The sequence below is a fragment of the Enterobacter sp. FW301-JW81 genome (genome assembly GCF_058788735.1).
In genome coordinates this window covers 157,423-181,928 of sequence record NZ_JBYTBA010000003.1, presented here as the reverse complement: position 1 = coordinate 181,928, position 24,506 = coordinate 157,423, and the positions used below count along the sequence as shown (strand labels likewise).

Sequence of the window (24,506 nt, the reverse complement as noted above, 5' to 3'; positions counted from 1 at the left end):
TTCATCCTTAAAAGCGTAAAGTCGCATCAAACGTGACGGAGAGGTTGCTTTCGCGTTTGCCGTCGTAAGGGCGTTTATCCCAGTTCAGCATCACGCCGGTATCAATGACGTTGTTCCACTGAACGCGCTGCCCGTAACCCAGCAGGGTAATGGTGCCAGCGGACTGATTTTTCTGCCAGTACCTGCCGCCTCCCGCCACGAACTGCTGGCTCCAGAGGGTGTCATAGTGGCGATACATCTCATGATCGACGGACAGGGCGGCCGTCACGGACAGGTCCCACGCCGGGTTATAGTAGAGCGTGTCCCGCAGGCTGTTTTTACTGGCGGCGATCCCCGGTTCGAGATCCAGCGTCAGGGACGGGGCCTGCCAGAGGCGCTCCTTACCCGTGAGGGTGTATTCCTGCCGGCGGTTATGGTCCGAGAAGCGGCTGACGGCGGCATTGAACTGGTACTCGCGCCGCTCGTTTTGGTACCAGCGCACGCCGCCTTCACCCCGGTTTGCGCTAATTCCGTTGCGTAACGCCCGCAGAGGCGTGGTGCGGGACAGGCGTTCGAGGCTGCTGCTGACCTGCCAGTTATCCGTGAGGCTGTACGTGGCCGAGAGGCGAGCCCCCGGCTTGTTTTCCCCGTGATAGCGGTTGCTGGAGAGCTCGGCTTCGAGCTGAAGGTCACGAGGCCGCCATTCAACGCCGCCCAGGAGGTGCCTGCTGGAGCCTTTGCCTTCATCAAAGTTACCCTGGCCGTAGCGGGTGCCTGCAAACAGCCGCCAGCTATCCGCGATGGGCGGACCATAAAGCGTGGCGTCCCAGGTCAGGTCGTGTGTACCGCTGACGGGGTTATCGGAGTGCAGCCCTTTTCCCGCGTTGAGGCGCAGCTCGGACATATGGTGGACCGTTCTGAGCCTGTCCAGACGTCGGGCGCTGCGATCGACGGGGGCGCGAGCAAGCACGTCGTCGGCCAGTAAATCCATTTGCCTCCACTCCTGCAGATCCATCGCGACGTAGGCCTGCTGCTGCTCGAGCTCCAGATTCGATGGCTCCAGCGCCTCTGCCATTTTCAGCTTTTGCTCGGCCGCCCGCGGCAGGCCCCGCGCCTGCAGCAGGGTGGCATAGTCAATCTGCAATCCCTGGTTGCCCGGCGCCGTTGCGGCCAGACGGTGCGCCAGCGTTTCGGCTTCCGGCAGGGCGTGGGTTGCCAGCAAATAGTTAAAGCGAAGCGACTGTCCGATAAGCCACCGATCGTTCGGCTGAGGTGTAGGGGAACCGAAGTCGTAACGGGTCCAGGGGAGGCCGTGAGTCAGGTGCTCAACGTACCGGCGGGCGGCCGGGTACTGGCCGGTATCCAGCCAGGCGTAGAAAAGCGCGTGCTCCTCGTCCTGCGGATTTGAGGCGTATTGCGGATAGCGCTGCACAAGCGAGAAGGCGTCAGCGCTATTTTTCTCCTGCAGATACGCGGAGATAACCCAGCCGATTGCCCAGCCCGGCACCGGATGCTTCGCCGCCGTCAGCGCCTGATACTCGCGGATGACCTGCGGGTAATCGCCATGCGCATACAGCGCGCCAAGCCTGTCGATGCGCGCAAGGACGATGTCTTCCGCCGCCTGCGGATCGTTTTGCCAGCGAGAAAGCAGGACGTCGTAACGATTCAGTGCGCTTTGCGCAAGCTGCAGGCGCTCTTTTTCCGTCCTGGCAGGGACATCAGCAAGGCGAACCTTTTCGGCAGCGGCGTTAAGCTCAAGACGGCGACGCTGCGCGGGGGAGAGCGTCACCCTTTGTGAAAGCTGGAGCGCAGGGGTATTCACCCGGGTATCCGTCAGCGCCTCGATCTGCTCGCTGAGCAGCGCGTTATTCTCTGGCGCGATGGCTAGCGCGCGCGTGTCCGCTAACAGCCGATCCCAGCTTTTTCCCTGGCGCAGCCAGACGTAAGAGAGCGTCTGTAGATGGGCCTGAGAGGGGTTTTCCGCGACCAGCCGCCGGGCTTCCAGCAGCGCGAGGGTATCCATGCGCGCATCGGCCAGAGTTTTGATATAGCCGATACGATAATCGTCGTTATGCGGCGCAAGGCTACGCGCCTCTTTCCAGAGCGCTAAGGCCGGCTGCCACGCTTTTTGATTTCGCCTGGACTGCGCGACGGCCGCAACGCCGCGGGCGGGCAGCGGCATATAAATACCGTAACGCTGCCAGACCTGAATGACCTCGTTATCGCGACCTGCCCACGCTGCCACCTGTAACCAGTCCGCAACTTGCTCAGGCGTCAGGGCATGCTGTTGTTGATAACGCTGAAGATAATCAAGAAACGACGTGTAATTACCGTTACGCGCCTCTTGAATCTGCTGTTCGTAAACGGATTCCGAAGCCTGAACCAGAACAGGAAACAGGAATAACAGGAACAATAATGTTGGGGCGCGATAAAAGAATAACGTATTGAAGCGAAGTGAGCTTTCCATATCTATTTGCCATTTGTTTATCATGAATCCATTGCATAACACGGCCGCCTTTAAGCTCAGCGTAAAAGGCCATAAATGAGAACATTAAATCTGAATGCAGTGACGTTATGGGGTACTTACTTAAAGGTAATTATGGATCCTTATCTCAGTGGACCGGGTGGAAGGTAATGTACACCCGATATCTTGCCGGATAAATATGTTGAAAAGCGGCTGAGTTGTTTTGAGATAATTCTGGATTGAGCGGTCTGTGATGATTATTTTGAATTGATAGTTTATTTATAACTCATTGAAAATAATCTATTTTATTTTTATTGTGACAGTTTTGTATATATTTTTAATACCGCTTATCTGCGCCAATTAAAGTACTTTCTGGTGCATGTTTGGGAAGTTTCATGACAAAAATTCTTAATGTTTAGAGAAGTGACTTTTCTGCGATTGTTTTTTATTTATAATTAATGGCAGCCATTGAATGATAGTCTACAGGAAGTCTTACCCATCAATGTCTGTATTGAGGGGTGTCCAAAGCCGGAAACATTAATCGTTAATATAACAGCGCTATAAAACGAAGGCGGCCTTCTTTGCGAGGGATCGTTCTTGCTTTAATCTATAAGGGATGGTTAGTGGCAACTTCAATAGTGTTAGTGACTCAGGATCGCTATCTTGTCAGGGGGATGAGGATATTCTTTCCGGATATTATCCTGCTCGACTCGATTGACCGAAACATATTTGATAACGGTGCAGATGAATATTCTGTATTGATTGATAGTCGTTCTCCGCTCCGTTTATATGACTACCTGATACGCCATCCGGCCAGAACGAAAAAAACGATCTGCTGCGTTATGCTTGATATGCGCCATCGCGAGGAGAATCTGCTCAGTATGAAGCTGTTTATGAACGCGTCGCTCACCGCGCCGGATATGGCGTCGCTGTTTAATCTGGTTCTGAATATGAAGGGCAGGCGCCTGACCACGAAGTGGCTGCTTAATTTACGGCTTAGCACGCACGAAGCGATCATGCTGCGGTTGCTAAGGGCAGGTATGTCGATGGAGGAGGTGGCAAGCGAGCTGAATACGTCGGTTAAGAGCCTCTACCGAAAACGCACGGCTCTCTCGGAACGGCTGGGGGCCGAGAACTTCAACGAGGCGTGTTTGTTTATCTTTAAAAACAAACTGCTGGACGCAGGTGGGAACGATCCCTAGCGTTGCCAGAAGCCAAAACAAAGAACCCGCCACGAGGGCGGGTTCTTTAAAGGGAAATCATTCAGAACGACCAGCGCAGATTAGCGTTGACCGAGTTGACGCGGGTATCCGCACCGTATTGTCCCTGATACCCCACATCCAGCGTCGCAGCCCGCGACAGCTGTACGCTCACGCCGATATCACCCACCATCACGTCCTCATCCACGGCTTGTCCCTGAGTAATGAACGCGTCGCTGCCCGCAAACGCCATGCGCGAAGAGGTATTCTTATCGCCATAGGCGTGCTGCCATCCCAGCGAACCGTAGAGGTTAACGTTCTTTGGCAACTCGGTCACGCCGCGCACCCCGAGTGTGGAATAGAAGGTGTTCATCGTTTCATTACGTACGCTCAGCGCGGCGGCACCGCCGTCTTCCCGGAAGCTGTCGGTATGCAGTCGGATGTACGATAAATTGACGAACGGCTCAATATGCATATCAGGCTGGCCGAAACGGTAGCCTGCTTCGGTGAACGCCAGCAGCGAGTTGGCGTCGTAATCCGACTTCAGCCGATCCGAGAAGCCGCTGAAATCAACATTGCGCTCGCCTTCGATCTTGTGCCAGGTGTAACCCAGCGCGCCGCGAAGGGAGAACGCATCCTGTTGGCCAGCCGCATACAAGCCAAGGTGGTAGTTGTCGGTATCCGTTGAGGAACGACGGCTATCGACATCGTAATCCCCCCGGCTGTAGCCGAAGTAGCCACCGACACGCACGTTATGGTCCGCCAGCTTGCGATCTCCCCCCAGCAGGAAGCCGGTGGTGTTGCCGTCTAGTTTGCCCACGTTACCGTCACCGCTGTTTCGGCTCCAGGAGCTGAAGGTCTGGCCCCAGACGCCATTGTTTTGCGGCTCCGGCTGCTGCACCAGCGACATTGCTAACGGTGGTATCGGCAGGCTGTCGTTATCAAACGCGCGCTGCATCCGCTGGTTTAACACGTTAAACACCTGGGTGCTGCCGGCAATCAGGTTGGACTGCATTGACGGATAAACTTCACCGGATAGCTGGTTGAATGCCTCGCGCGCTTCCGCTGCGCTCAGCACCAGCAGCGAGTTATACAGCGCCAGCGACGGGCCGCTTTGCGTCAGCGTGGAGAGCGCGCCAGCAGTGTTCCACTGGTTGCTGCTTTTGGCCACGGTCTGGAAAATCCCGGGCTTGCCGCTGCCAGGATTTTCTCCTCCTGGGTTTTCACCGCCAGGATTCTCACCGCCCGGGTTTTCGCCACCGGGGTTTTCTCCTCCAGGATTCTCACCTCCCGGATTTTCGCCTCCAGGATTCTCGCCGCCGGTCTCTTTCTGAGCGATGGTCAGATCGACGGCGTTGGTGCCCTGGTTGAGCGCCACGTCCAGGAAGGCAGATTTGGAGATCGCTCCGGCGAACTGACCGTCAATTCCCCCGTCCGAGGTTAAAATGCGATAGCTTTGGCCCGTTTTGTAGCTGGTTTGCGGGTCCAGCGCGGTTACCTGTACTTTAGCCAGGTCGCTGATAGTCGTTTTGCCCGATACCAGCAGCTGATCGCTGCGGCCATCTCCTGCGATATCGACGTCATAGAAAGACTCGCCCACAAAATTCAGATAGCGTTTCAGCGTCAGCGTGCCGATATCGCCATCCCCTGGCGAGATATGCCCGCCGGACAGGATCTCGGTCTGGCCCAGCGTACCGTTGCCGCCCAGGGTGCCGCCTGCCTTGATTGACGCGGCGCTGCTGTAACCCAGCCCATTGCTGACGTCTGAACCCGCCGTCGCGTTGAGGATCAGCGTACCGCCGTTCTCGGCGCTAAGGGTCTGAATGTCAAAAATATCGTCTTCTGGCTGGGTGTTGATGTTGCTGGCAATAATGACTTTGCCTCCGCGCGCAGTCACGTTCGCCTGAAGGGCTGAAAGATCCCCGTTCAGCGTTGTTTGTCCGGCGTTATTGATCACCTCACCTTCGCCGCTCATCGTGTTGCTGAAGACGTAATTTTCGTCGGTATGGTTGAAGTAGACATAGCTGCCGAACAGCCCGCCACGCAGGCTGATTGCCGTCTTCGCATCGAGGGTACCCGCGCCGCCCGCCGTACCAAGCGTTGGCTCAGTTAAACCCGTGCCGGTGTCCATGTTGCCGCGGCTGCCGATGATGAGTGCACCCCGGTTCGAACCGGAACCCGAAGTCCCTACGATCAGCGCATTGCTGCCAGCGGAAAATGAACCGCCGTCAATAACCGACAGCACGCCGTTGCCATAATCGCCAACACTTACGCTGCTACCGCTGGTAAAACGCGAGTCTTTGCCTGCAATCACCAGCTCGGCGGTTTTCCCTGCCCCGGAGACACCCGCCACCTGCACGCCGCCAACGTTAACCGTTCCGCCGTTCAGTACGTCCAGGTCGCCATTAAGCGTCAACGTACGGCCAACATTCCACTGTGAGCCGCTGCCCGTGACGGTGGCTTTTGGGCTCAGCGTGTCGGTTTCATCCGGCCCGGTACCATTGCCGATACGCGCATCGTAGGCGGTATTGAGCGCTGCACCGTCTTCAATCACCAGCGTGGAGCGTGCGCCCAGATCGGTGCCTACGCTAAGAAAATTACTGGTCACGCGAGAGCCGGCACCCGTTGCGATAAGGTGACTGTCATAGCCGCGAGTGGTGCCGACAACGATCTCCTTAGCGCTCGCCAGCGCGCCCTCTTCGACTCGAAGGGTGCCGAGGCCAAGATTCAGGTCGCCGCGCAGGACGTATTGATCGTTCACCGCGTTAAGCTCCGCGCTTGGCCCTCGGACCGTGACCACGCTTTCATAAATTTGGCCGTCGAACAGCCGACCGATATTGATGTTATAGGCGGTGATTTTGCCGTTATCGATCATTAGGTTTCCGCGTTGATTACGTCCAACGTAAACATCTCCGGCGTAACCCAGCGTTTCGGTAATACGCGAATCGCCATCAAAAATTGCATCGGCTGCACGGGCGAAATCGGCAGGCGAAAGCAGTAACAGCGGCGCGGAAAATAGAGCGAGGTAAAGTCTGGAAAGCGGTGTCTTAACCGCTAAAGAATGCGATGTAGAGTTATTCACGGGCTATCTCCGTACTCATTAGCGTGATGTCGGGAAAATCGTTTTTATATGAAAACTCAGATACGTCAGATAACGTAAAAGGCGTTATTTCAGTACGCCTTTTGATGTGCTGTTAATTATTTATGTGTGACAACAGGTGTACAGGTTGGCGCGCTCAGCGTCGGTGCGGATCCTAAAATCCCAGGCATCATCATCGATGAGCAATCGAAAATGCGCCCTTTTTCCGTCGTAGCGCGATAAGAGAGTTTTTGTCCTCCCAGCGCGTCCGGCTGGGCGCCATTAACATTGGTCACGGTTATTTCATCCGATGAGCCCAGCCCCAGCATTTTAGCGGTCTCCGCCTGCAGGAGTGGAATTGCCTGATCGGTTTTCAGCGTGGAACAACCGGTTAGCATCAACGTAACGGTTAAAAAGACGAGAGGTTTTTTCATAAATTATCCTTGATATCCAATCAGTTAATTTCACCGATTGTATTTATGTTTTCATTTACTCAAATCAGCAAATAATATATTTCCCTTTCCTAATCGAAAAAACCCTCCTAAAGTAGGGTGGGTAGATAATAATTCATCTGTACTCTCAGATATGCGAAGGTTAAAGGAGGACCCTTTGGGACAGAATTATGCGTTAGTCGTTGATGACCATCCATTGGTCGCTAGCGGCATCGCCAATTATCTGATTACACATTGCCAATTTAAGCAGGCGTATGTGGTGACGAATGAAGACGATTGCTACCGTCAAATTAGGGATAATGGCCCGCCACGTTTGCTGGTAATCGATTTTTGGCTCTCGTCCGGAACGGCGTTGAAATTACTCAAAGAAGTGAAACACCTTTACCCACAGATACGACTCCTGGTGGTCAGCGGGGATAACAATAATGATCTCTGGCGGAAAGTTCATGCCGCCGGGGGGCACGGTTTTGTATTGAAAAGCGAACCGCCTGAAATGTTCTCACAAGCCGTTTTCGCACTCACTAATAATTTGACGTGGTTCCCTGATGGAAGCGAAATTTCCGTTCAGTCGAATAATGACAAGTTAAGTAAATTTAACTTAACGCCGCGGCAAATAGATGTGTTAAATATGATTATGCGTGGCCTGCCAAATAAAAGAATTGCCGCACAGCTTTCAATTTCTGAGCCCACGGTCAAAGAACACATCAGCAATATATTGAAAAAGATAGGTGTTAACAGCAGGGTAGAGGCCATCACGCTTCTGCATGGCAAGCAGGAACCGTCGGAATGAGGTTTTTCCAGAGTTTACAGAACGAGAGTATCTCCGCTCCGGCGCAGATCCGTTTGCTAAACAACACCTTTTTACGGCTGGTGTTCAGCTTTAGCGCGGTCCCCTTTGTCGGTATTCCTTTCGCCATCTGGATTTATATGCTTGGGGACGACCTTGGCCCAACGATTACCTGGATAAGCATTTATCTGCTATGTGCTGTAGCGATACGAATATTGCACCGACGCTATCAGCGCGAAGCGAAAGAAAACGTTGAAAAAGACGTCCTGAGACGCTGGCTTCCGCGTATTAATAATATCGCCTTTATTCACGGGCTGGGAATTTCATCACTCTATTTAATTACCCCGCAGACGCAGAACTTTGACTTTTTCCTGCTGCTTAATATCAGCATCGCCGCCATCGTCGCCGCCAATGCGACGCATCTGACGCCTGTCATCAGCACCTTTACGCGTTTTTTCTTCGCCTCCTGGGGGATGCTGAACCTCGGTATTATCTGGCGGCTGGATGAGCTGATGTTTATCGTGCTCATGCTGAATCTGCTTTACGGATTCGCGATTTACCGCCATGCGTTAACGTCACATGCGTTCTTTATTCAGCAAGCGCTGCTTGAGGAAAAAAGCTCACGGCTGGCGGAACAGTTTCGTCAGGCCAAAGAGGACGCGGAGCAGGCGCTGCTGGATAAAAATCAGTTTCTGACCACCGCCAGCCACGATCTGCGCCAGCCCGTGCACGCTATGGGCTTTCTGATCGAGGCCATCCTCCACCGAAACCGGGACGTCAGCCTGACGCCGCAGCTTCTTGACCTGCAGCAGAGCGTTCGCTCGGTACATTTGATGCTCAATTCTCTGCTCGATCTCAGCAAAATAGAATCCGGAAATGTACTCTCTGCCCCGACCAAAGTGGATATCGGTGCTCTGCTCGACTCGGTCATAACGCTGTTTCGCGAAGAGGCCAACAGCCGCGCGCTTAGGCTATGTACCCGGCGGCCCAAACGCCGTATCTACGTGATGGGCGATCCGCTGCTGGTGCGACAATCTCTGATTAACCTGATTCAAAACGCCCTTCGCTACACGCTTCAGGGCGGCGTGCTGGTCGCCATCCGACCGCGCGGCGAGGAGTGTATGGTGGAGGTGTGGGACACGGGGGTCGGTATTGCCGATGACGAGAAAGGTAAAATCTTCTCGCCTTACTACCGTCCCGAGCTGGCATGGAAGATCGACAGCGCCGGACACGGGCTGGGACTGGCCGTAGTGGCCCGTTGTGCCAAGCTGATGAAGGTGAAGTACGGGATGCAATCCATTGAAGGTAAAGGCTCACGCTTCTGGATGCGCTTTACCCAATATGCTGGCGAAGACATCGCGCCGGATATCTCGCCCGCCTGTGACAACACCGCCACGCCGGTACCCTTTGCGCCGCTGCACGGTTCCTGCCTGGTCGTCGATGACGATCCGCTGGTAACGTCTGCCTGGGAGAGCCTGATGAGCGTATGGGGAATCAACGTGCGCTGTGCTGCCTCTGCTGAAGAAGCGTTCGCCATTATCGACGACGGCTTCACGCCGTTTGCCGTGCTGTGCGACCAGCGCCTGCGGTCCGGCGAAAGCGGCTTCGATATCCTGAAAGCGCTTTTTGAACGTCTCCCGGATATGAGCGGCGCGATAGTCAGCGGCGAATTTAATTCACCGGTTCTGCTAGAGGCGGAGCAGGAGGGATATCTGGTGCTGCGCAAGCCTCTGGAGCCGGCTAAACTGCATGCGCTGCTGACGCAGTGGTCGGGGTGACGTGGATGAAAGTATCCACTGATTGTAGTAATCTAAAAATATACTCACCGGAGGTGGTGATGCTTCCCGGTGATTGTATAACCCCACTGACAGTACTTCCGGAAATCGCCATTGCACTGGTCGTTGCGCTGATGAGTTGCTTTATTAATTCTTTGTGAACGGCCTCTGAGGGAAAACGTCTTGGGTATTTCCCAACGCGGATCATCGCTTTGTTGGATATCCCCGGATTGAGCTGTTTTATGATGCCTTCGGTCAGACGAACCCGCTCCATTCTCGGATAACGCTTCAACCAGTCAATAACTTTCAACGAAGAGGCTGACTTCATTGCCTTGTATGTCATGACCGCCTCTTTTAGCGGCCCCGTTAGCGAAAGCAGTGAAATTAAATCGAGCGCAGTGGTAGTGGCTATATACCAGCCCTGTGTATCAATCCAGTCGACTTTATGGCCATTATTCGAAGTAATATCATGTAAACGCCAGAGACCATTACCACATTGTACTGCGGTTGCAACCGTTCCTGCGGTAGCCAGGACAGCCAGAGGAGTACTCATCCCCCCAGTAAGCGGTACGGAGCCCATTGAGGCAGCCCATGCAACAGCCGTGAGTATGACTGCACCACAGGATAACGCGGTTGACGCAATTTCTGTTCCGATTGACGGGTCTTTAACGGCTTCTTTGACGCTTTTCTCCATCCCTTCACGAGATAGCTGCGTTGTCTGAGTCACAACAACGTGCGTGATCAGATTCTGGCCCGGAGTGGAGGTGCGGCGCGAAGGGCGAACTAAAAATGAGCGGTAACCGTCATTGTATATAATGCCTGCACCAGAAAAATCACGCTGGCAGTCAAGAGAGTCAGCCAGCGCACTAAAATCAAAATCCGTTCCCTGAGTTTGTCCCAGTAGGCGAGACCACTCATAATCCAGTAAATCATTACCTTCGGGATAAAACAAACGAGACATTACCATACTCCCTATCATCTCACTCTGGACTGTGATGACTGTACAGCGTTGCGTTCGTCTTCAGGTACGCTACCGCCGAAGTTTCCGGCGTTTGCCATCTCCCGTGATAAAATGTAACCCTGTACTGACACAGCTTTTCGCCGCGCTTACGGCAAAAACAGCATTCCGCCTTAAGGCAGAATGCTGTGGATTGACTCTTATGCTTCGAGCGGCGCGCGCCAGTCGTCAGCACCGGAGGTACCGGCAGAAACGTGTTCCCATTCGATTTTGCGATAGGCCAGCGAAACCTTAACCAGTTGTGTGAACTCACGCTTGGTATCGTCCTGGCAGTGCGGCATCGTGCAGTCGATATCCACGATAGTGGAATCGGTCAGTCGGGTGGTGAAGAAGTGCTCCTGCTTGCCTTCAACAGACGTGCGATACCAGTGCAGTTCGGTGGTTGGCAGCATTTCGCCGGAAGCCAGCGCGTTGTACAGCAACGGAACGGCTTTATTCAGCGCCACAGTAAAGATAAATGGCTTGTGGGAGCGCTGTCCGCTTGGCTGACCGGACTGCGGGTCGGTAGGGACGGTAACGTTGTGGCTGAATTCCTGCACCAGCATTTCGTCTTCATGGCCCTGAACATAGATGTTACCCACAGATTCTGCGGTGAACGCCCGGTCAGTAATCAGTCCCTGGGTCTGTCCTTTAATTGAAATATAACACGGTGTTGGCATCTCTAACTCCTTTTCTTAATTAACTCAGTGTGAACATCACTACCGGAAGCCATTAAAATGGCAACCAAAATATCAGACTTACCTTAATAACTTCTGTCAGTTTAGATATTAAAGTGCGAAATCGGACATGTTAAATAAATTAAATATAGATGTATCAAGAATAATATTATATCCGATCCTTTATTTTTAATGAAAACGCTCACGCTCGCGAATGTTTTTCTCTCATTCATTTGCTAAAGTTATATTTAATCTCAGTTAATAAAACTACCCACCTTGATCTCTTTAGTTTGTTTGTTCATAACTTATTGAAATTTCGTGATTTTTATTTCATTTTATTAGTCTATTAAATATTTAGATAGTTAAATTGTGCTCGTATGAATGTCATCTTAAAAATAAACACGGCAGGTGTTTTATAATTCATTTTCTGCGAGTATCATACGCCTTAAAAATAGTGTCGCACCTTTTTTTTACTGATGCGGGAACAGTATCCAGGATGTCTTTGCTGTATGGGTTGTAATACCATCCCGCGTTATGAACGGAATTCGTAGATAACCAGACGGACAAATCCCTATGAGCACCAATAAAGACGGCAGTATCGCGCCTAAAGAACGTATTAATATCCGCTACCTCCCTAAAGTTGAGGGGCAGACAGCAGAAGTGGAATTACCGCTTAACCTGCTGGTCACCGGTGACCTGAAAGGCAGGGCAGATGACACACCGCTGGATGAACGCCAGTCGGTCTCCATCAACAAAAATAATTTCGATGCGGTAATTGCAGAGTCCGGAATCGGACGGGACTTCACCGTGCCGTCGGCGCTCAGTGAAGTTCCGGATGTACGAATGGACATTAGCCTGAAAGTGAAATCGATGGCTGACCTCTCACCGGACAATGTTGCCGCCAGTGTGCCGGAGCTGAAAAAGCTGTTGGAGCTGCGTGAGGCTCTGGTAGCCCTGAAAGGGCCGATGGGTAATATCCCCGCGTTTCGCGCTCAGCTACAGGCGTTGTTAGGTAATGAAGAAACCCGCGAGCAACTGATTCAGGAACTGGGTCTCGCCGGTCAGAAATAATTTTGCACAAGGATTTCACTATGTCTCTACAGGAAGAAATGACGCCCGTCGCTGCACCGGCTGCAACAGGATCTCTGCTGGATAATATTATGGCGCAGAGCCGCTTTCAGCCCGAGTCTGAAAGCTATGGCATTGCCCGTCAGGGGGTGAGTGCCTTTATCGCTGCCCTGCTGCAGCATGAAGCCGAATCCGTCGATATCCTGGCGGTGAACGCCATGATTGCCGATATCGATGAACGCATGGGCCGGCAGATAGATATTATTCTCCACTCCCCGGAGTTTCAGGAAATTGAATCGTTCCTGCGTTCCCTGAAGCTGCTGGTGGAACGTGCGGACACGCGGGAAAATATCAAAATTCAGCTGCTCCATGTAACAAAGGAAGAGTTGCTCGACGATTTCGAATTCGCCCCGGAAATCACCCAGTCCGGTTTTTATAAGCACGTTTACTCAAGCGGATACGGCCAGTTCGGCGGCGAGCCTGTCGCAGCAGTTGTCGGCAACTATGCATTTGCCAATAACGCGGCAGATATGAAGCTGCTGCAGTATGTCAGCGCGGTCGGTGCGATGTCCCATGCGCCGTTCCTGTCATCGGTGGCACCTGAGTTCCTCGGCCTTGACTCGTGGACGGAACTGCCTGGTATCAAGGATATCAGCGCGATTTTCGAGGGGCCGGCCTATACCAAGTGGCGATCCCTGCGCGAATCTGAGGATTCCCGCTATCTCGGCCTGACGGCACCACGTTTCCTTCTGCGTCAGCCTTATGCTCCGGGTGAGAATCCGGTGAAGAGCTTTAACTATCGCGAGAACGTCAGCCGCAGTCATAACGACTACCTCTGGGGCAACACAGCGTTCCTGCTGGCGGCGAATATGGCGGAGAGTTTCGCAAAATACCGCTGGTGTCCGAATATTATCGGTCCGCAGAACGGTGGCGCGGTGAAGGATTTACCTGTCCATCTGTATGAAGCAATGGGGCAGATTCAGGCCAAAATTCCGACCGAAGTGCTGATAACCGACCGCCGTGAATATGAGCTGGCGGAAGAGGGTTTCATCACACTGACCATGCGCAAGGGCAGCGACAGTGCAGCGTTCTTTTCGGCCAACTCAGTACAGAAGCCTAAAGTGTTCCCGAACACCCCGGAAGGCAAGGAGGCGGAGACCAACTATAAGCTGGGAACACAGTTGCCTTACCTCTTCATCATTAACCGTCTGGCGCACTACATCAAGGTGTTGCAGCGTGAGCAAATTGGTTCGTGGAAGGAGCGCGGGGACCTGGAGAATCAGCTGAACACCTGGATACGCCAGTATGTGGCGGATCAGGAGAACCCGCCCGCTGACGTCCGCAGCCGTAAGCCGCTGCGTCAGGCAAGAATTGAAGTGCTGGACGTGGACGGTGAGCCGGGCTGGTATCAGGTGGCGCTTTCTGTGCGTCCGCATTTCAAATATATGGGCGCCAGCTTTGAACTGTCGCTGGTCGGGCGTCTGGACAGGGAATAGTCATGATAGCGGAACGGCGTATCGGGGGTAGTTTGTTTGAGCGTATTGGCGATGCGGCGAAGTTATCGCCGCGCCGCAGGCCGCAGGCAGCGCTGTTAAATTCCATTGGGCATAACCTGCAAAACATCCTCAATACCCGTTCCGGCAGCTGTCATGGCTCACCGGAACTGGGGATCGCTGATTTAAATGATGAAGCCTTGGTCTCCAGCGATTTTCGCCAGGAAATAGGCCGGGGCATTCATGACTGTATTCTGCGTTATGAACCACGGATCGTAGAGGCGGTGGTGACTGCCGCCACAACGGATGGTTATTCCCCGCTGGAGCTGCGTTTTCATATTGTGGCGCGGGTGAATTTTGCTGATGCATCGGATGTCCTGGAGTTTGACATCCTGCTGGATAACCACCAGCACTATCGGGTGGAGTAAGTATTGTGGCTTTTGAAGAGCGTTACTACCAGGAAGAGCTGGATTATCTTCGCCAGTTAGGCAAGCTGCTCGCGCAGGAAAAGCCGTATCTTGCCCGTTTTCTGGCCGAGAAAGAGGGCGATCCGGACGTTGAGCGCCTGCTGGAGGCGTTCGCTTTCCTCTCCGGCGGTCTGCGACAGAAGCTGGAGGATGAGTTTCCGGAATTTACGCACGGGATCATCCGAATGCTATGGCCTAACTATCTGCGTCCGGTTCCGGCCATGACGGTGATTGAGTATCAGCCTGAAAAAAGCCTAAATGCGCCCGTTCAAGTCTGTCGTGATGAGCTGATAAGATCCCGTACCGCTCATGGTTCACTGTCTCCGGGGCAGAGTGCGCTGACTGATAGTGAATCCACCCTGCCCCCGGTTTGCCATTTCACTCTGGCGCGTGATGTCTGGTTACAGTCTGTACAAATCCATGATGTTTGCAACAGCAGTACCCACAAGGAAGGCATCATTGATGTCGATTTTGTTGTGGAAGCAGGTATTTCCTCCCGCGACCTGGATTTGAATAAACTCACGTTTTGGCTGGGTAACGATGATGACTATACCCGCTATCAGCTCTATCTGTGGTTTAGTGAACGTCTGATGAACGCAGAACTGGTTTCCGGAGAGCACAGGGTGTCGTTGCCCGATTTATGGCTGGATGCCGCCGGGTTTGAGCGTGATGATGCGCTGTTGCCGTGGCCGAAGAACGTCCACAATGGCTACCGGGTTCTTCAGGAGTATTTTTGCTACCCGGAGAGCTTCTTTTTCTTTCATCTTCGTGATGTCGTTCCGTTGCCGGCGGATTTTCCGGTCGGTACTTTCACGCTGCGTCTGCGTTTCAACCAACCGCTGCCTGTTGATATCAAACTGCGCCGCAGTTCACTGCGGCTTCACTGCACGCCTGCCGTCAATCTGTTCGTGCATCACGCCGAGCCGGTCATACCGGACGGCAGCGTGGCAAAGTATCCGCTGCGTGCCAGCCATCAGCATCCGGATGCCTATGATATTTTTCGCGTGAAGTCCGTTTTAAGCAAGGTCGCAGCGTCAGACGATATTTCTGGTGCGGGAGGACCGGTACGCACCTGGCCTGAATTTGAGAGTTTTAACCACCAGATAGAATACAGCCGCCAGCGCGAAGTTATCTACTGGCATCACCGGACAAAAACGTCCCTTTTCCATCGCGGTCTTGATCACTCGATTGCCTTTGTCCACGCCGATGGCAGCCTGCCGGTGCCGTCCCGACTGAAAGGCGAGGTGATCACTGCCTCGCTGGTCTGCACCAACCGGATGCTGCCCGTGGAGCTGCATGCAGGCGATATCTGCGTCTCCATCGGTAAAAATCCTTCAGTAGCTTCTTTCTACAACGTCACGCGTCCGACGCGGCCGCTGTATCCGGTCATGGACGGTGATATGCACTGGTCGCTGATTTCCAGTATGAACCTGAACTACCTCTCCCTGCTGGACCGGGACGCGCTGGTGCAAATATTGCGTACCTTTGACCTGCCTGGCATTCACCACCCCCAGCAGGCCCGGCTCTCCCGGCAGAAACTGGACGCCATTGAGAAGATGGAAACCCGGCCTGTGGACAGGCTGTTTAAGGGTGTTCCCGTCAGGGGGCTTGCCACCACGCTGTGGATTAATCCCGCACCGTTTGTCTGCGAGGGTGAGGTGTATCTGCTGGGAACCGTGTTGTCGCAGTTCTTTGCGCTGTACGCCAGCATCAACTCGTTCCACTGTCTGAAAATCATAAACACGGAAAGTCAGGAGGCCTGGGAATGGCAGAGCAGCGGTCAGCACGCCCTGATGTAGCGGAAAAAATGCTGATTCCGGCAGACGTGCACGGTGTTAATTTCTATGTGCTGCTGGAGTCTCTGTATCGGCGCTACAGTAAGCCGGACAGTGAACCCTCCCTACGCACTGAGCCGGAAGATGAAGTGGTGCTGTTCAGATCCGACGCCAGCATCGCCTTTCCGGGCAGCGATTTAGGTACCCTTGAACGCAGCGGGGCCGGACAGTTTTCCCTGACCACCAAATTTCTCGGCTTTTCCGGCAGCCAGTCGCCGTTGCCGGGTTATTACCTGGACCGGATGGCGCGGGAATCCGCGCAGAATGAAGAGGGACTGAAAGAATTCCTCGATCTGTTCAGCCATCGCTGGACGCAGTTTGCTTACCACGCCTGGCGTAAGTACCGCTACTACATCTGTTTTCGCAACGGCGGCACGGATACGTTTTCGCAGCGCATGTATTCTCTGGTGGGGCTGGGGAATCCGGGGGTGCGCAATAAACTGGCCATTAATCATAGCAAGATGCTGGCCTATGCGGGTGTGCTGGCAACGCCGGGGCGTTCACCGGACGTTGTATGCAATCTGGTATCCCACTGTTTTGACCTGCCGGACGTCACGATTGACAGCTGGCAGTTGCGAAAGGTGGCGATTGAGCCATCACAACAAAACCGTCTGGGAGAGCGTAACCCGAAGAGGCGAACCGCCGGGTACGTGGCCGGACGCTCCATGCTGGGCGTCAATTTCACGCTCGGCGCACGGGTGCCGGACCGCAGCGGTAAGTTCCTGTTGCGGATAGGCAATCTGTCGATGGAGCGCTATCTGTCATTTCTGCCGGATGGCGAACACCATCAGGCGTTACAGATGTTTATCTCTTTTCTTCTGCGCGACCAGTTTGCGTGGGATTTGCAGCTGTGTCTGGCACCTTCGCAGGCAAAGGGAATGCAACTGGGGGACCAATCCAGTACCCGTCTGGGCCGCACCGGTTTTATCGGTCAGCCAACGACACCGCCTTATGTCACCCTCCACATCAGGGAGTAATTTTATGGAGCAGTCTGTGGTTAAGGAACAACAATGCGGCAATGTATCACTGACCTTACAGGTGATGAACGGCAACGAGCTGGAAAGCGGTCGTTCGGCAAAATGCCTTTTTTCCGACAATGGCGGTGAGATTGGCCATGCGGAAGGCTGCCACTGGCCGGTGCAGGATCGGGCCGGATCGATTGCCGGGCGCGCCTGCGCTATTGTACGGCACGACGGCGTATTCTGCCTGCGCAGCCTGATGCCGGGGCTGATGATAAACCTCGCGCCGGTGTCGGCGGATGCGGGGCTGGTACGCCTGCGTCAGGGGGATGAAATCAGCCTCGGCGCGTTGGCGCTAAAAGTATTCCTGCATGAAGGTAAACGCGTCAGCTATGACGAGCAGATGGCGACGCCGGAAAGCATTGTGACGCAGCGTGACAGTCTGGTGGAGGCGCTGATCTCCACAGACGGCCAGCCGGAATATCCGGGGATGCAGCATCGTCATCAACTGACTTCTACGGTGGTAAACAGTTTTTCTTCCGATCCGTTGCAGGTGCTGCAGAGTGAAAGCCTGACGACCTCGTCGCCGATCGCGGCTAACGGGCAGCGCACTGTGCCGCTGTCCGATCTTAAAGCGAACGGCGGTATCGACATGTCATTTATGGATCTGCCGCCGGTGTACGCCGATCCGCGGGATGATGACGAATTTTCTCCGGCGGAGATGGCGCAGAAGCACCTGGCGGTGACGCCGCTGCTGCGTGGGCTGGGCAGCACGCTCAACGTACAGAATTCACAGGATGCCGACGCCTTTCTGGAAGAGACCGGGCGCGCCCTCCAGGCCGCCATTCAGGGGCTGCTCGATTTGCAGCACAGCCAGAACAGCCTGTCGGACAAGCACCTGCGCCCGCTGGAAGATAACCCGCTGCGCCTCAATCTGGACTACGCCACGGCGCTGGAAGTGATGTTTGCCGAAGGCAAAAGTCCGGTACATCTTGCCGCGCCTGCGGCCATTCGCGAGAGCCTGCGTAACGTCCGGCACCACGAAGAGGCCAATCGGGCGGCGATTTCAGAAGCGCTGCGGGTGATGCTTGACGCCTTCTCGCCGCAGAGCCTGATGCGCCGTTTCGTTCAGTACCGCCGCAGCCATGAACTACGTCGTGAGCTGGATGATGCCGGGGCATGGGATATGTACCGCCATTATTACGATGAGTTGGCGTCGGACAGGCAGCAGGGATTCGCCATGCTGTTTAACGAGGTTTATGCCCAGGTCTATGACCGGGTGTTGCGCGAGAAACAGCGGGAGACGGAAGCATGAGATGGGCTTTCGTCATGCTGGTGCTGGCGAGCGCGCTCTGCGGCTGCACGGTGACCAAAAAGATAGGCCAGGTCATCGCCGATCCGAGTATTCAGGTAGGTGACATGAAGGAGCAGCCTTCGGATCTAACCGTCACGCTGCTGACGGAGCCGGACATAAACCTGAACGGCGAAGGCGAGGCCGCACCCGTGGATGTGCAACTGGTGTATCTGAGCGACGACTCGAAATTACAGGCGGCGGATTACGATTTACTGGCGACAACGGCTTTGCCGGATGCGCTGGGAAAAAACTATTTAGACCATCAAGATTTTACCCTGCTGCCGGATACCCTGAAAACGCTGCCTGCCGTGAAACTCGATGCAAAAACACGGTTTATCGGCATCGTCGCCTACTTTTCCGACGACCAGACCAGTGAATGGAAGCAAACCGAGCCAGTGGAAGGGACCGGGCATCATTACCGCCTGCTGGTCCATGTGCGACAGAACAGTATTGAGATGAAAACAGAGGACAACTGACGATGGCCACAATGAAAAACCGGGTGCTCTGGCAGGAAGGCATGTTCGCACTGCCGCAGCATTTTCAGCAACAGCAGCGTCATAACGACGCCATGCTGTGCGAACGGCTGGAGGCGGTGGGAGATTTTGCCTGGGGATTCACGGCGCTGTCGCTAAACACTGAACTGCTTGCGCAGGGCAAGGTAATGATTGACCGCGCCGCAGGCTGTATGCCGGACGGCACCGTATTCCGTATTCCCGATCGGGACCTGCTGCCGATGCCATTTCAGCCCGGTGCGCTGACCTCGCCGGGAAGCCATGATATTTATCTGGCGCTGCCTGTTGCCGCCCATAACATCAGTGAAGTTCAGGGGGTACGCAGCGCTGGGCAGAGTTCGGAACGCTACAGCGTGACGCGGACGGATGTTCGTGACGTGCACAGCAGTGATGGCGATGTGCAGTCGCTCGTTCTGGGGCAACTGGCGTTCAGAATAGTCAGTGGCGCGGAAGATCTCAGTGCGATGGTAGTGCTACCGCTGTGCCGTATTCGTAGTTCTCAGCCTGGCGGAGCAGTGGTGCTTGACGAGGAGTTTATCCCCACCTGCCAGACGCTGCGTGTCAGTCCGGTGCTGAACCGGTTTGCTGGTGATGTTCAGGGGATGATCGCTACCCGCGCGGTCGATCTGGCGAAACGCATTGGATCGCCGGAGCAAAGTGGTATCGCGGATGTGGCGGAATTTATGATGTTACAGTTGCTTAACCGCAGCCAGATGCATTTCTCGCATCGTGCGCGCCTGCATACCCTGCATCCGGAAATCTTTTATCTGGATCTAACCCGGTTATTGGGCGAGCTGATGACCTTTACCGAGAACAACCGTCTGCCCTGTGAGGTGGAACCCTACGATCATCGCGATCTGACGCTTTCCTTCAAAACGGTGATCCCGGAGTTGCGTCGGGCGCTCAATATTGTCCTGCAACCGCGTGCGCAGAACCTGCCGCTGATTTTCACCGAAGGCGTTTATCTGGCAACCGTCAACGATCCGGGGCTACTTCAGTCCGGCGCATTTATGCTGGCCGTCCGCGCACGGATGCCGCACAGCCAGCTTATTCTCCAGTTCACCCAGCAGTCGAAAATCGCCGCCACCGACAAAATTCGCAACATGGTCAGCGTGCAGGTGCCGGGTATTCCGCTGCGGGCGCTTCCGGCCGCCCCTCGCCAGCTGCCGTACCACGACGGCTATGTCTACTTTGAACTGGAAAGGGGCAGTACTGCCTGGCAGGACGTGGTGAAGGCTGGAGCACTGGCGATGCATATTTCCGGCACCTTCCCGGAACTGGATATGCAACTGTGGGCGATAAGAGGCTGAGGCGATGAGTGAACAGGTTCTCCTGGCTGAATCCAGCAGCGCTCCATCCGGTCGTCAGTACCGTCTGTCGCTTCGTGGTAATAGCCTTAATCCGATGATCGACGCCGCTACGCCACTACTCGGCATGGTAATGCGCCTGTCAGGTATGAATAGCCAGACGATGCCGGAGCACCTGTTTGCACAGGTGGTGACGGACGTCCAGGCGGTGGAGCAGTTGCTGCAGGAGCAGGGCTATGAGCCGGGCGTTATTGTGTCGTTTCGTTACATTCTCTGCACCTTTATTGATGAAGCGGCGCTCGGCAACGGCTGGTCGAATAAAAACGAATGGATCAAGCAGTCGCTGCTGGTCCATTTCCACAACGAAGCCTGGGGCGGGGAGAAGGTATTTATTCTGCAGGAACGCCTGATGCGCGAGCCAAAGCGCTATCAGGATCTGCTGGAGTTTTTATACCTCTGCTTTTCACTGGGCTTTCGCGGTCGCTACAAGGTGGCGCATCAGGGCCAGGATGAGTTCGAACAAATTTACCGCCGTCTGCATCACGTCCTGCACGGGCTTCGCGGCGATGCGCCGTTTCCGCTGCTGCATCAGGATAAGAAAACCCAGGGCGGGCGCTACCGGCTGATTAAACGCCTGACCATCAGGCACATTCTGCTGGGGGGCACCGTCGTGCTGGCGTTGGTGTATCTGTTTTATCTGCTGCGCCTGGACGGTCAGACCCAGGACATTCTCCACCAGTTAAACCGGCTGCTTGCCAGGTAAGGACACCGAATGATTCAGATTGATATCTCCACGCTGGTAAAACGGCTGAATGCCTTTTCCCGCCAGGCGCTGGAAATGGCGGCCACGGCCTGTATGAGCCAGCAGGCCACGGAAATTACCGTCAGCCATGTGTTGTTGCAGATGCTTGCCATTCCGCGCTGCGATCTACGCGTCATTATGGAGAGAGCGGAAATTGGCGTGGCGGAACTGGAACAGGCGCTGACCGTGGAGCATTATGCCACCCTGCGCCACACGGACAGTTATCCGGCCTTTTCGCCGCTGTTGGTCGACTGGCTGCGTGATGGCTGGCTGCTGGCGTCGGCAGAGATGCAGTCCGGCGAGCTGCGCGGGGGTATTCTGCTGCTGGCCCTGTTGCACTCCGCCCCACGTTATGTGCCGCCGTCCGCCGTCCGCCTGCTGACCGGAATTAATCGCGACCGTCTGCAACAGGATTTCGCTGACTGGACGCGGGAGTCGGCTGAATCGATAGTGCCGGACGGGGACAAGATGGCCTCTGCGCCGATACGTTCAGACGACAGCCTGCTTGCCCGTTACGCGAAGAACATGACCGAAGACGCCCGCAACGGCAGGCTCGATCCGGTGCTGTGCCGGGACAATGAAATCAACCTCATGATCGACATTCTCTGCCGCCGCCGCAAGAATAACCCTGTGGTGGTCGGTGAAGCGGGCGTGGGCAAAAGTGCGCTGATTGAAGGGCTGGCACTGCGTATCGTTGCCGGTCAGGTGCCAGACAAGCTGAAAAATACCGCCATCATGACTCTGGATCTTGGCGCGTTGCAGGCCGGAGCCTCGGTCAAGGGTGAGTTTGAAAAACGCTTTAAGGGACTGATGGCGGAAGTGATTCAGTCACCAGTACCGGTAATTTTGTTTATTGATGAGGCGCATACGCTTATCGGTGCGGGCAACCATCAGGGCGGTCTTGATATCTCTAACCTGCTGAAACCGGCGCTTGCACGCGGCGAGCTGAAAACCATAGCCGCCACCACCTGGAGCGAATACAAAAAATACTTCGAGAAAGATGCCGCCCTGTCGCGCCGCTTCCAACTGGTGAAGGTGAGTGAGCCGACGGCGGCGGAAGCGACCATTATTCTGCGCGGACTGGCGGCGTTGTACGAGCAGTCGCACGGCGTGCTGATTGACGATGATGCGTTGCAGGCTGTGGCAACGTTAAGCGAGCGCTATCTTTCCGGGCGCCAGTTGCCGGACAAGGCCATCGACGTGCTGGATACTGCCTGCGCCCGCGTGGCGATCAACCTCTCCTCGCCGCCGAAGCAAATCTCGGCGCTAACAACCCTGTGCCATCAGTGTGAAGCTGAAATCCGTCAGCTTGAGCGGGAAATTCGCATCGGCCTGCGCACGGACGGTGGGCGGCTGGATGAGGTCCATGCAGAGTATGAAACGGTGCAGGCGGAGCTTCGGTCCCTGGAAACTGCCTGGCAGCATCAGCAGACGCTGGTGCAGCAGATTATCGCCCTGCGTCAGGTTTTGCTGGCAGAAGTGAAGGAGACGGACGACGACATACCGGAAGACGAAACGGTTTCACCTTCTCCGGCAGCGTGTCTTGCCGCACTGAGCGCTGAGCTGAGTGTCCTGCATCACTCGCAACTGCTGGTCTCCCCGCACGTAGACAAAAAGCAGATTGCCGCTGTTATTGCCGAATGGACCGGCGTGCCGCTTAACCGTCTGTCACAGAATGAAATGTCGGTCATCACCGATTTGCCGCAATGGCTGGGCGAGACCATCAGGGGTCAGGAACTGGCGATTGAGCATCTGCATAAACACTTGCTGACGGCGCGCGCTGACCTGCGGCGCCCGGGACGCCCGCTCGGTGCGTTCCTGCTGGCGGGACCAAGCGGCGTTGGTAAAACCGAAACCGTGCTGCAACTGGCGGAGCTGCTTTACGGCGGGCGTCAGTATCTCACCACCATCAATATGTCTGAGTTCCAGGAGAAGCACACCGTTTCGCGCTTGATTGGCTCGCCGCCGGGCTATGTCGGCTACGGTGAGGGTGGGGTGCTAACCGAAGCTATTCGTCAGAAACCGTATTCGGTGGTGCTACTTGATGAAGTGGAAAAAGCGCATCCGGACGTACTCAACCTGTTCTACCAGGCATTCGACAAGGGTGAAATGGCCGATGGCGAGGGACGGGTAATTGACTGTAAAAACATTGTTTTCTTCCTTACCTCCAACCTTGGTTACCAGGTGATTGTGGAACATGCGGACAACCCGGAAGCGATGCACGATGCCCTGTATCCGGTGCTGGCCGACTTCTTTAAACCGGCGCTGCTGGCGCGCATGGAGGTGGTGCCGTACCTGCCGCTGTCCCGCGATACGCTGGAGGTGATTATCGCCGGGAAGCTGGCGCGACTGGACAATGTATTACGCACCCGCTTCGGGGCGCAGGTGGTGATTACGCCGGGCGTGACCGATGAAATTATGAGCCGCATCACTCGTGCGGAAAACGGGGCGCGAATGCTGGAGTCGGTTATTGATGGCGCGATGCTGCCACCGCTCTCCCTGCTGCTGTTGCAGAAAATGGCGGCAAACACCGACATCGCCTGTATCACGCTTGATGTGCAGGACGGCGCTTTTACCGCAGACGTTGAGGATGCGGTGGCAGAGGAAGAAGGCGCGATATGAGACTTTCCGTCCTCTGGCTGTTGCCCCTGCTGTTGATCATTCCTCCGGTATACGCCGGTGAGACGTCGGATGCGCAGGCCATGGTTACCGCCATGTTGGCTTGCCGTAAAGAGCCTGCCGCCCTGGAACGCCTGGACTGCTATGACCGTATTCTGGCACCGGTGCCGGCGCAGGGGTTTGCCGGGGCGTTGGTGAAGGCGCGCTACGAAGGCGAGTCATGGACGCGTGCGCTGGCACAGGAAAGGCAGCGCACGGATAATTCCACGGAGCTGCTGATAACTCGCTCGGAGGGGGGGCATCCGACGGTGATTATCACTACGCCTGCCATTGGCAGCCTTCCACCGCGCCCGGTTCTAATGTTCAGCTGTGTGGACAACATCACCCGGATGCAGGTAGCGCTCGCTTCTCCCCGCCGGGAAAACGATATTCCGGTCAAGCTTGTCACTGACAGGAGCCAGTTTCGCTCCCGCTGGTTTGTTCGTGAGAACGGCTCGCTGCTGGAAGCCAGCCGGGGGTTGTCAGGCATCGATGAAATTAAACAACTTTTTGGTGCAAAAACGCTGACGCTGGATACCGGAACCGACAGCGCCGCGGGAAAACTGACCTTTAACATCGACGGACTGGCTCAAACCATTACGCCGCTGCGTGAAGCCTGCCACTGGGCGGGGGAATAACCAT

Annotated in this window: 19 protein-coding genes; 14 read left to right on the top strand and 5 right to left on the bottom strand. The window is 55.1% G+C overall.

Annotated features, from left to right (window positions below):
* Positions 1 to 7 precede the first annotated feature (7 nt).
* Positions 8 to 2,446 carry a poly-beta-1,6 N-acetyl-D-glucosamine export porin PgaA gene (gene pgaA / locus AC3WOK_RS11875; RefSeq protein WP_492354569.1) on the bottom strand — a complete coding sequence of 813 codons (2,439 nt, stop codon included), beginning with the start codon at positions 2,444 to 2,446 and terminating at the stop codon, positions 8 to 10.
* Positions 2,447 to 3,117: 671 nt separating this feature from the next.
* Between pgaA and AC3WOK_RS11870 the strand changes: the two genes are divergently transcribed.
* Positions 3,118 to 3,645, top strand: coding sequence for a helix-turn-helix domain-containing protein (locus AC3WOK_RS11870; RefSeq protein WP_059312226.1), 528 nt, complete (start codon positions 3,118 to 3,120; stop codon positions 3,643 to 3,645).
* 61 nt (positions 3,646 to 3,706) lie between these two features.
* On the opposite strand, the gene AC3WOK_RS11865 is transcribed toward AC3WOK_RS11870, so the two are convergent.
* On the bottom strand, positions 3,707 to 6,724 hold the full coding sequence (locus tag AC3WOK_RS11865) for an autotransporter outer membrane beta-barrel domain-containing protein (protein WP_492354568.1): 3,018 nt from the start codon (positions 6,722 to 6,724) through the stop codon (positions 3,707 to 3,709).
* A 116-nt stretch (positions 6,725 to 6,840) separates the two neighbouring features.
* A complete protein-coding gene (locus tag AC3WOK_RS11860; protein ID WP_010435531.1) occupies positions 6,841 to 7,155 on the bottom strand; it encodes a lipoprotein in 315 nt (104 codons plus the stop codon).
* Between the two features lie 175 nt (positions 7,156 to 7,330).
* Between AC3WOK_RS11860 and AC3WOK_RS11855 the strand changes: the two genes are divergently transcribed.
* Together AC3WOK_RS11855 and AC3WOK_RS11850 are read left to right on the top strand one after the other, a co-directional pair.
* Positions 7,331 to 7,963 (top strand): response regulator transcription factor, encoded by a 633-nt coding sequence (locus tag AC3WOK_RS11855; protein ID WP_059312228.1) that lies wholly within the window; start codon positions 7,331 to 7,333, stop codon positions 7,961 to 7,963.
* Positions 7,960 to 9,738: a hybrid sensor histidine kinase/response regulator gene (locus tag AC3WOK_RS11850; RefSeq protein ID WP_063431638.1), complete on the top strand. Its 1,779-nt coding sequence runs from the start codon at positions 7,960 to 7,962 to the stop codon at positions 9,736 to 9,738. Before AC3WOK_RS11855 ends, AC3WOK_RS11850 begins: the two co-directional genes overlap by 4 nt.
* On the opposite strand, the gene ssp4 is transcribed toward AC3WOK_RS11850, so the two are convergent.
* A complete protein-coding gene (gene ssp4, locus AC3WOK_RS11845) occupies positions 9,701 to 10,696 on the bottom strand; it encodes an Ssp4 family T6SS effector (protein WP_492354567.1) in 996 nt (331 codons plus the stop codon). The genes AC3WOK_RS11850 and ssp4 overlap by 38 nt on opposite strands.
* A gap of 197 nt (positions 10,697 to 10,893) precedes the next feature.
* A complete protein-coding gene (locus tag AC3WOK_RS11840) occupies positions 10,894 to 11,412 on the bottom strand; it encodes an Hcp family type VI secretion system effector (RefSeq protein ID WP_020689513.1) in 519 nt (172 codons plus the stop codon).
* A gap of 570 nt (positions 11,413 to 11,982) precedes the next feature.
* On the opposite strand from AC3WOK_RS11840, the gene tssB reads away from it, so the two are divergent.
* From tssB to vasI, 11 genes are read left to right on the top strand one after another with little or no spacing between them, the layout of a single operon-like run.
* A complete protein-coding gene (gene tssB, locus AC3WOK_RS11835) occupies positions 11,983 to 12,480 on the top strand; it encodes a type VI secretion system contractile sheath small subunit (RefSeq protein WP_264439343.1) in 498 nt (165 codons plus the stop codon).
* A 20-nt stretch (positions 12,481 to 12,500) separates the two neighbouring features.
* A complete protein-coding gene (gene tssC / locus AC3WOK_RS11830) occupies positions 12,501 to 13,973 on the top strand; it encodes a type VI secretion system contractile sheath large subunit (RefSeq protein WP_492354566.1) in 1,473 nt (490 codons plus the stop codon).
* A gap of 2 nt (positions 13,974 to 13,975) precedes the next feature.
* Positions 13,976 to 14,398 carry a type VI secretion system baseplate subunit TssE gene (tssE, locus tag AC3WOK_RS11825; RefSeq protein WP_264439345.1) on the top strand — a complete coding sequence of 141 codons (423 nt, stop codon included), beginning with the start codon at positions 13,976 to 13,978 and terminating at the stop codon, positions 14,396 to 14,398.
* A 5-nt stretch (positions 14,399 to 14,403) separates the two neighbouring features.
* Entirely contained in the window at positions 14,404 to 16,236 is a 1,833-nt protein-coding gene (gene tssF / locus AC3WOK_RS11820; protein WP_492354565.1) for a type VI secretion system baseplate subunit TssF, read from the top strand.
* Positions 16,203 to 17,249 carry a type VI secretion system baseplate subunit TssG gene (gene tssG / locus AC3WOK_RS11815; protein WP_492354564.1) on the top strand — a complete coding sequence of 349 codons (1,047 nt, stop codon included), beginning with the start codon at positions 16,203 to 16,205 and terminating at the stop codon, positions 17,247 to 17,249. Before tssF ends, tssG begins: the two co-directional genes overlap by 34 nt.
* 4 nt (positions 17,250 to 17,253) lie before the next feature.
* Entirely contained in the window at positions 17,254 to 18,546 is a 1,293-nt protein-coding gene (gene tagH, locus AC3WOK_RS11810) for a type VI secretion system-associated FHA domain protein TagH (RefSeq protein ID WP_264439348.1), read from the top strand.
* The gene (tssJ, locus tag AC3WOK_RS11805) at positions 18,543 to 19,061 is read left to right on the top strand and encodes a type VI secretion system lipoprotein TssJ (protein ID WP_264439349.1); all 519 of its coding nucleotides are present in this window, start codon (positions 18,543 to 18,545) and stop codon (positions 19,059 to 19,061) included. Before tagH ends, tssJ begins: the two co-directional genes overlap by 4 nt.
* Before the next feature lie 2 nt (positions 19,062 to 19,063).
* Entirely contained in the window at positions 19,064 to 20,407 is a 1,344-nt protein-coding gene (gene tssK, locus AC3WOK_RS11800; protein WP_492354563.1) for a type VI secretion system baseplate subunit TssK, read from the top strand.
* Positions 20,408 to 20,411: 4 nt separating this feature from the next.
* Complete coding sequence (icmH, locus tag AC3WOK_RS11795) at positions 20,412 to 21,167, top strand: type IVB secretion system protein IcmH/DotU (protein ID WP_264439351.1); 756 nt, start codon at positions 20,412 to 20,414, stop codon at positions 21,165 to 21,167.
* A 9-nt stretch (positions 21,168 to 21,176) separates the two neighbouring features.
* Complete coding sequence (gene tssH, locus AC3WOK_RS11790; protein ID WP_492354562.1) at positions 21,177 to 23,828, top strand: type VI secretion system ATPase TssH; 2,652 nt, start codon at positions 21,177 to 21,179, stop codon at positions 23,826 to 23,828.
* Positions 23,825 to 24,502: a type VI secretion system-associated protein VasI gene (gene vasI, locus AC3WOK_RS11785; RefSeq protein ID WP_492354561.1), complete on the top strand. Its 678-nt coding sequence runs from the start codon at positions 23,825 to 23,827 to the stop codon at positions 24,500 to 24,502. The genes tssH and vasI overlap by 4 nt, the downstream gene beginning before the upstream one ends.
* The last annotated feature ends 4 nt before the right edge of the window (positions 24,503 to 24,506 follow it).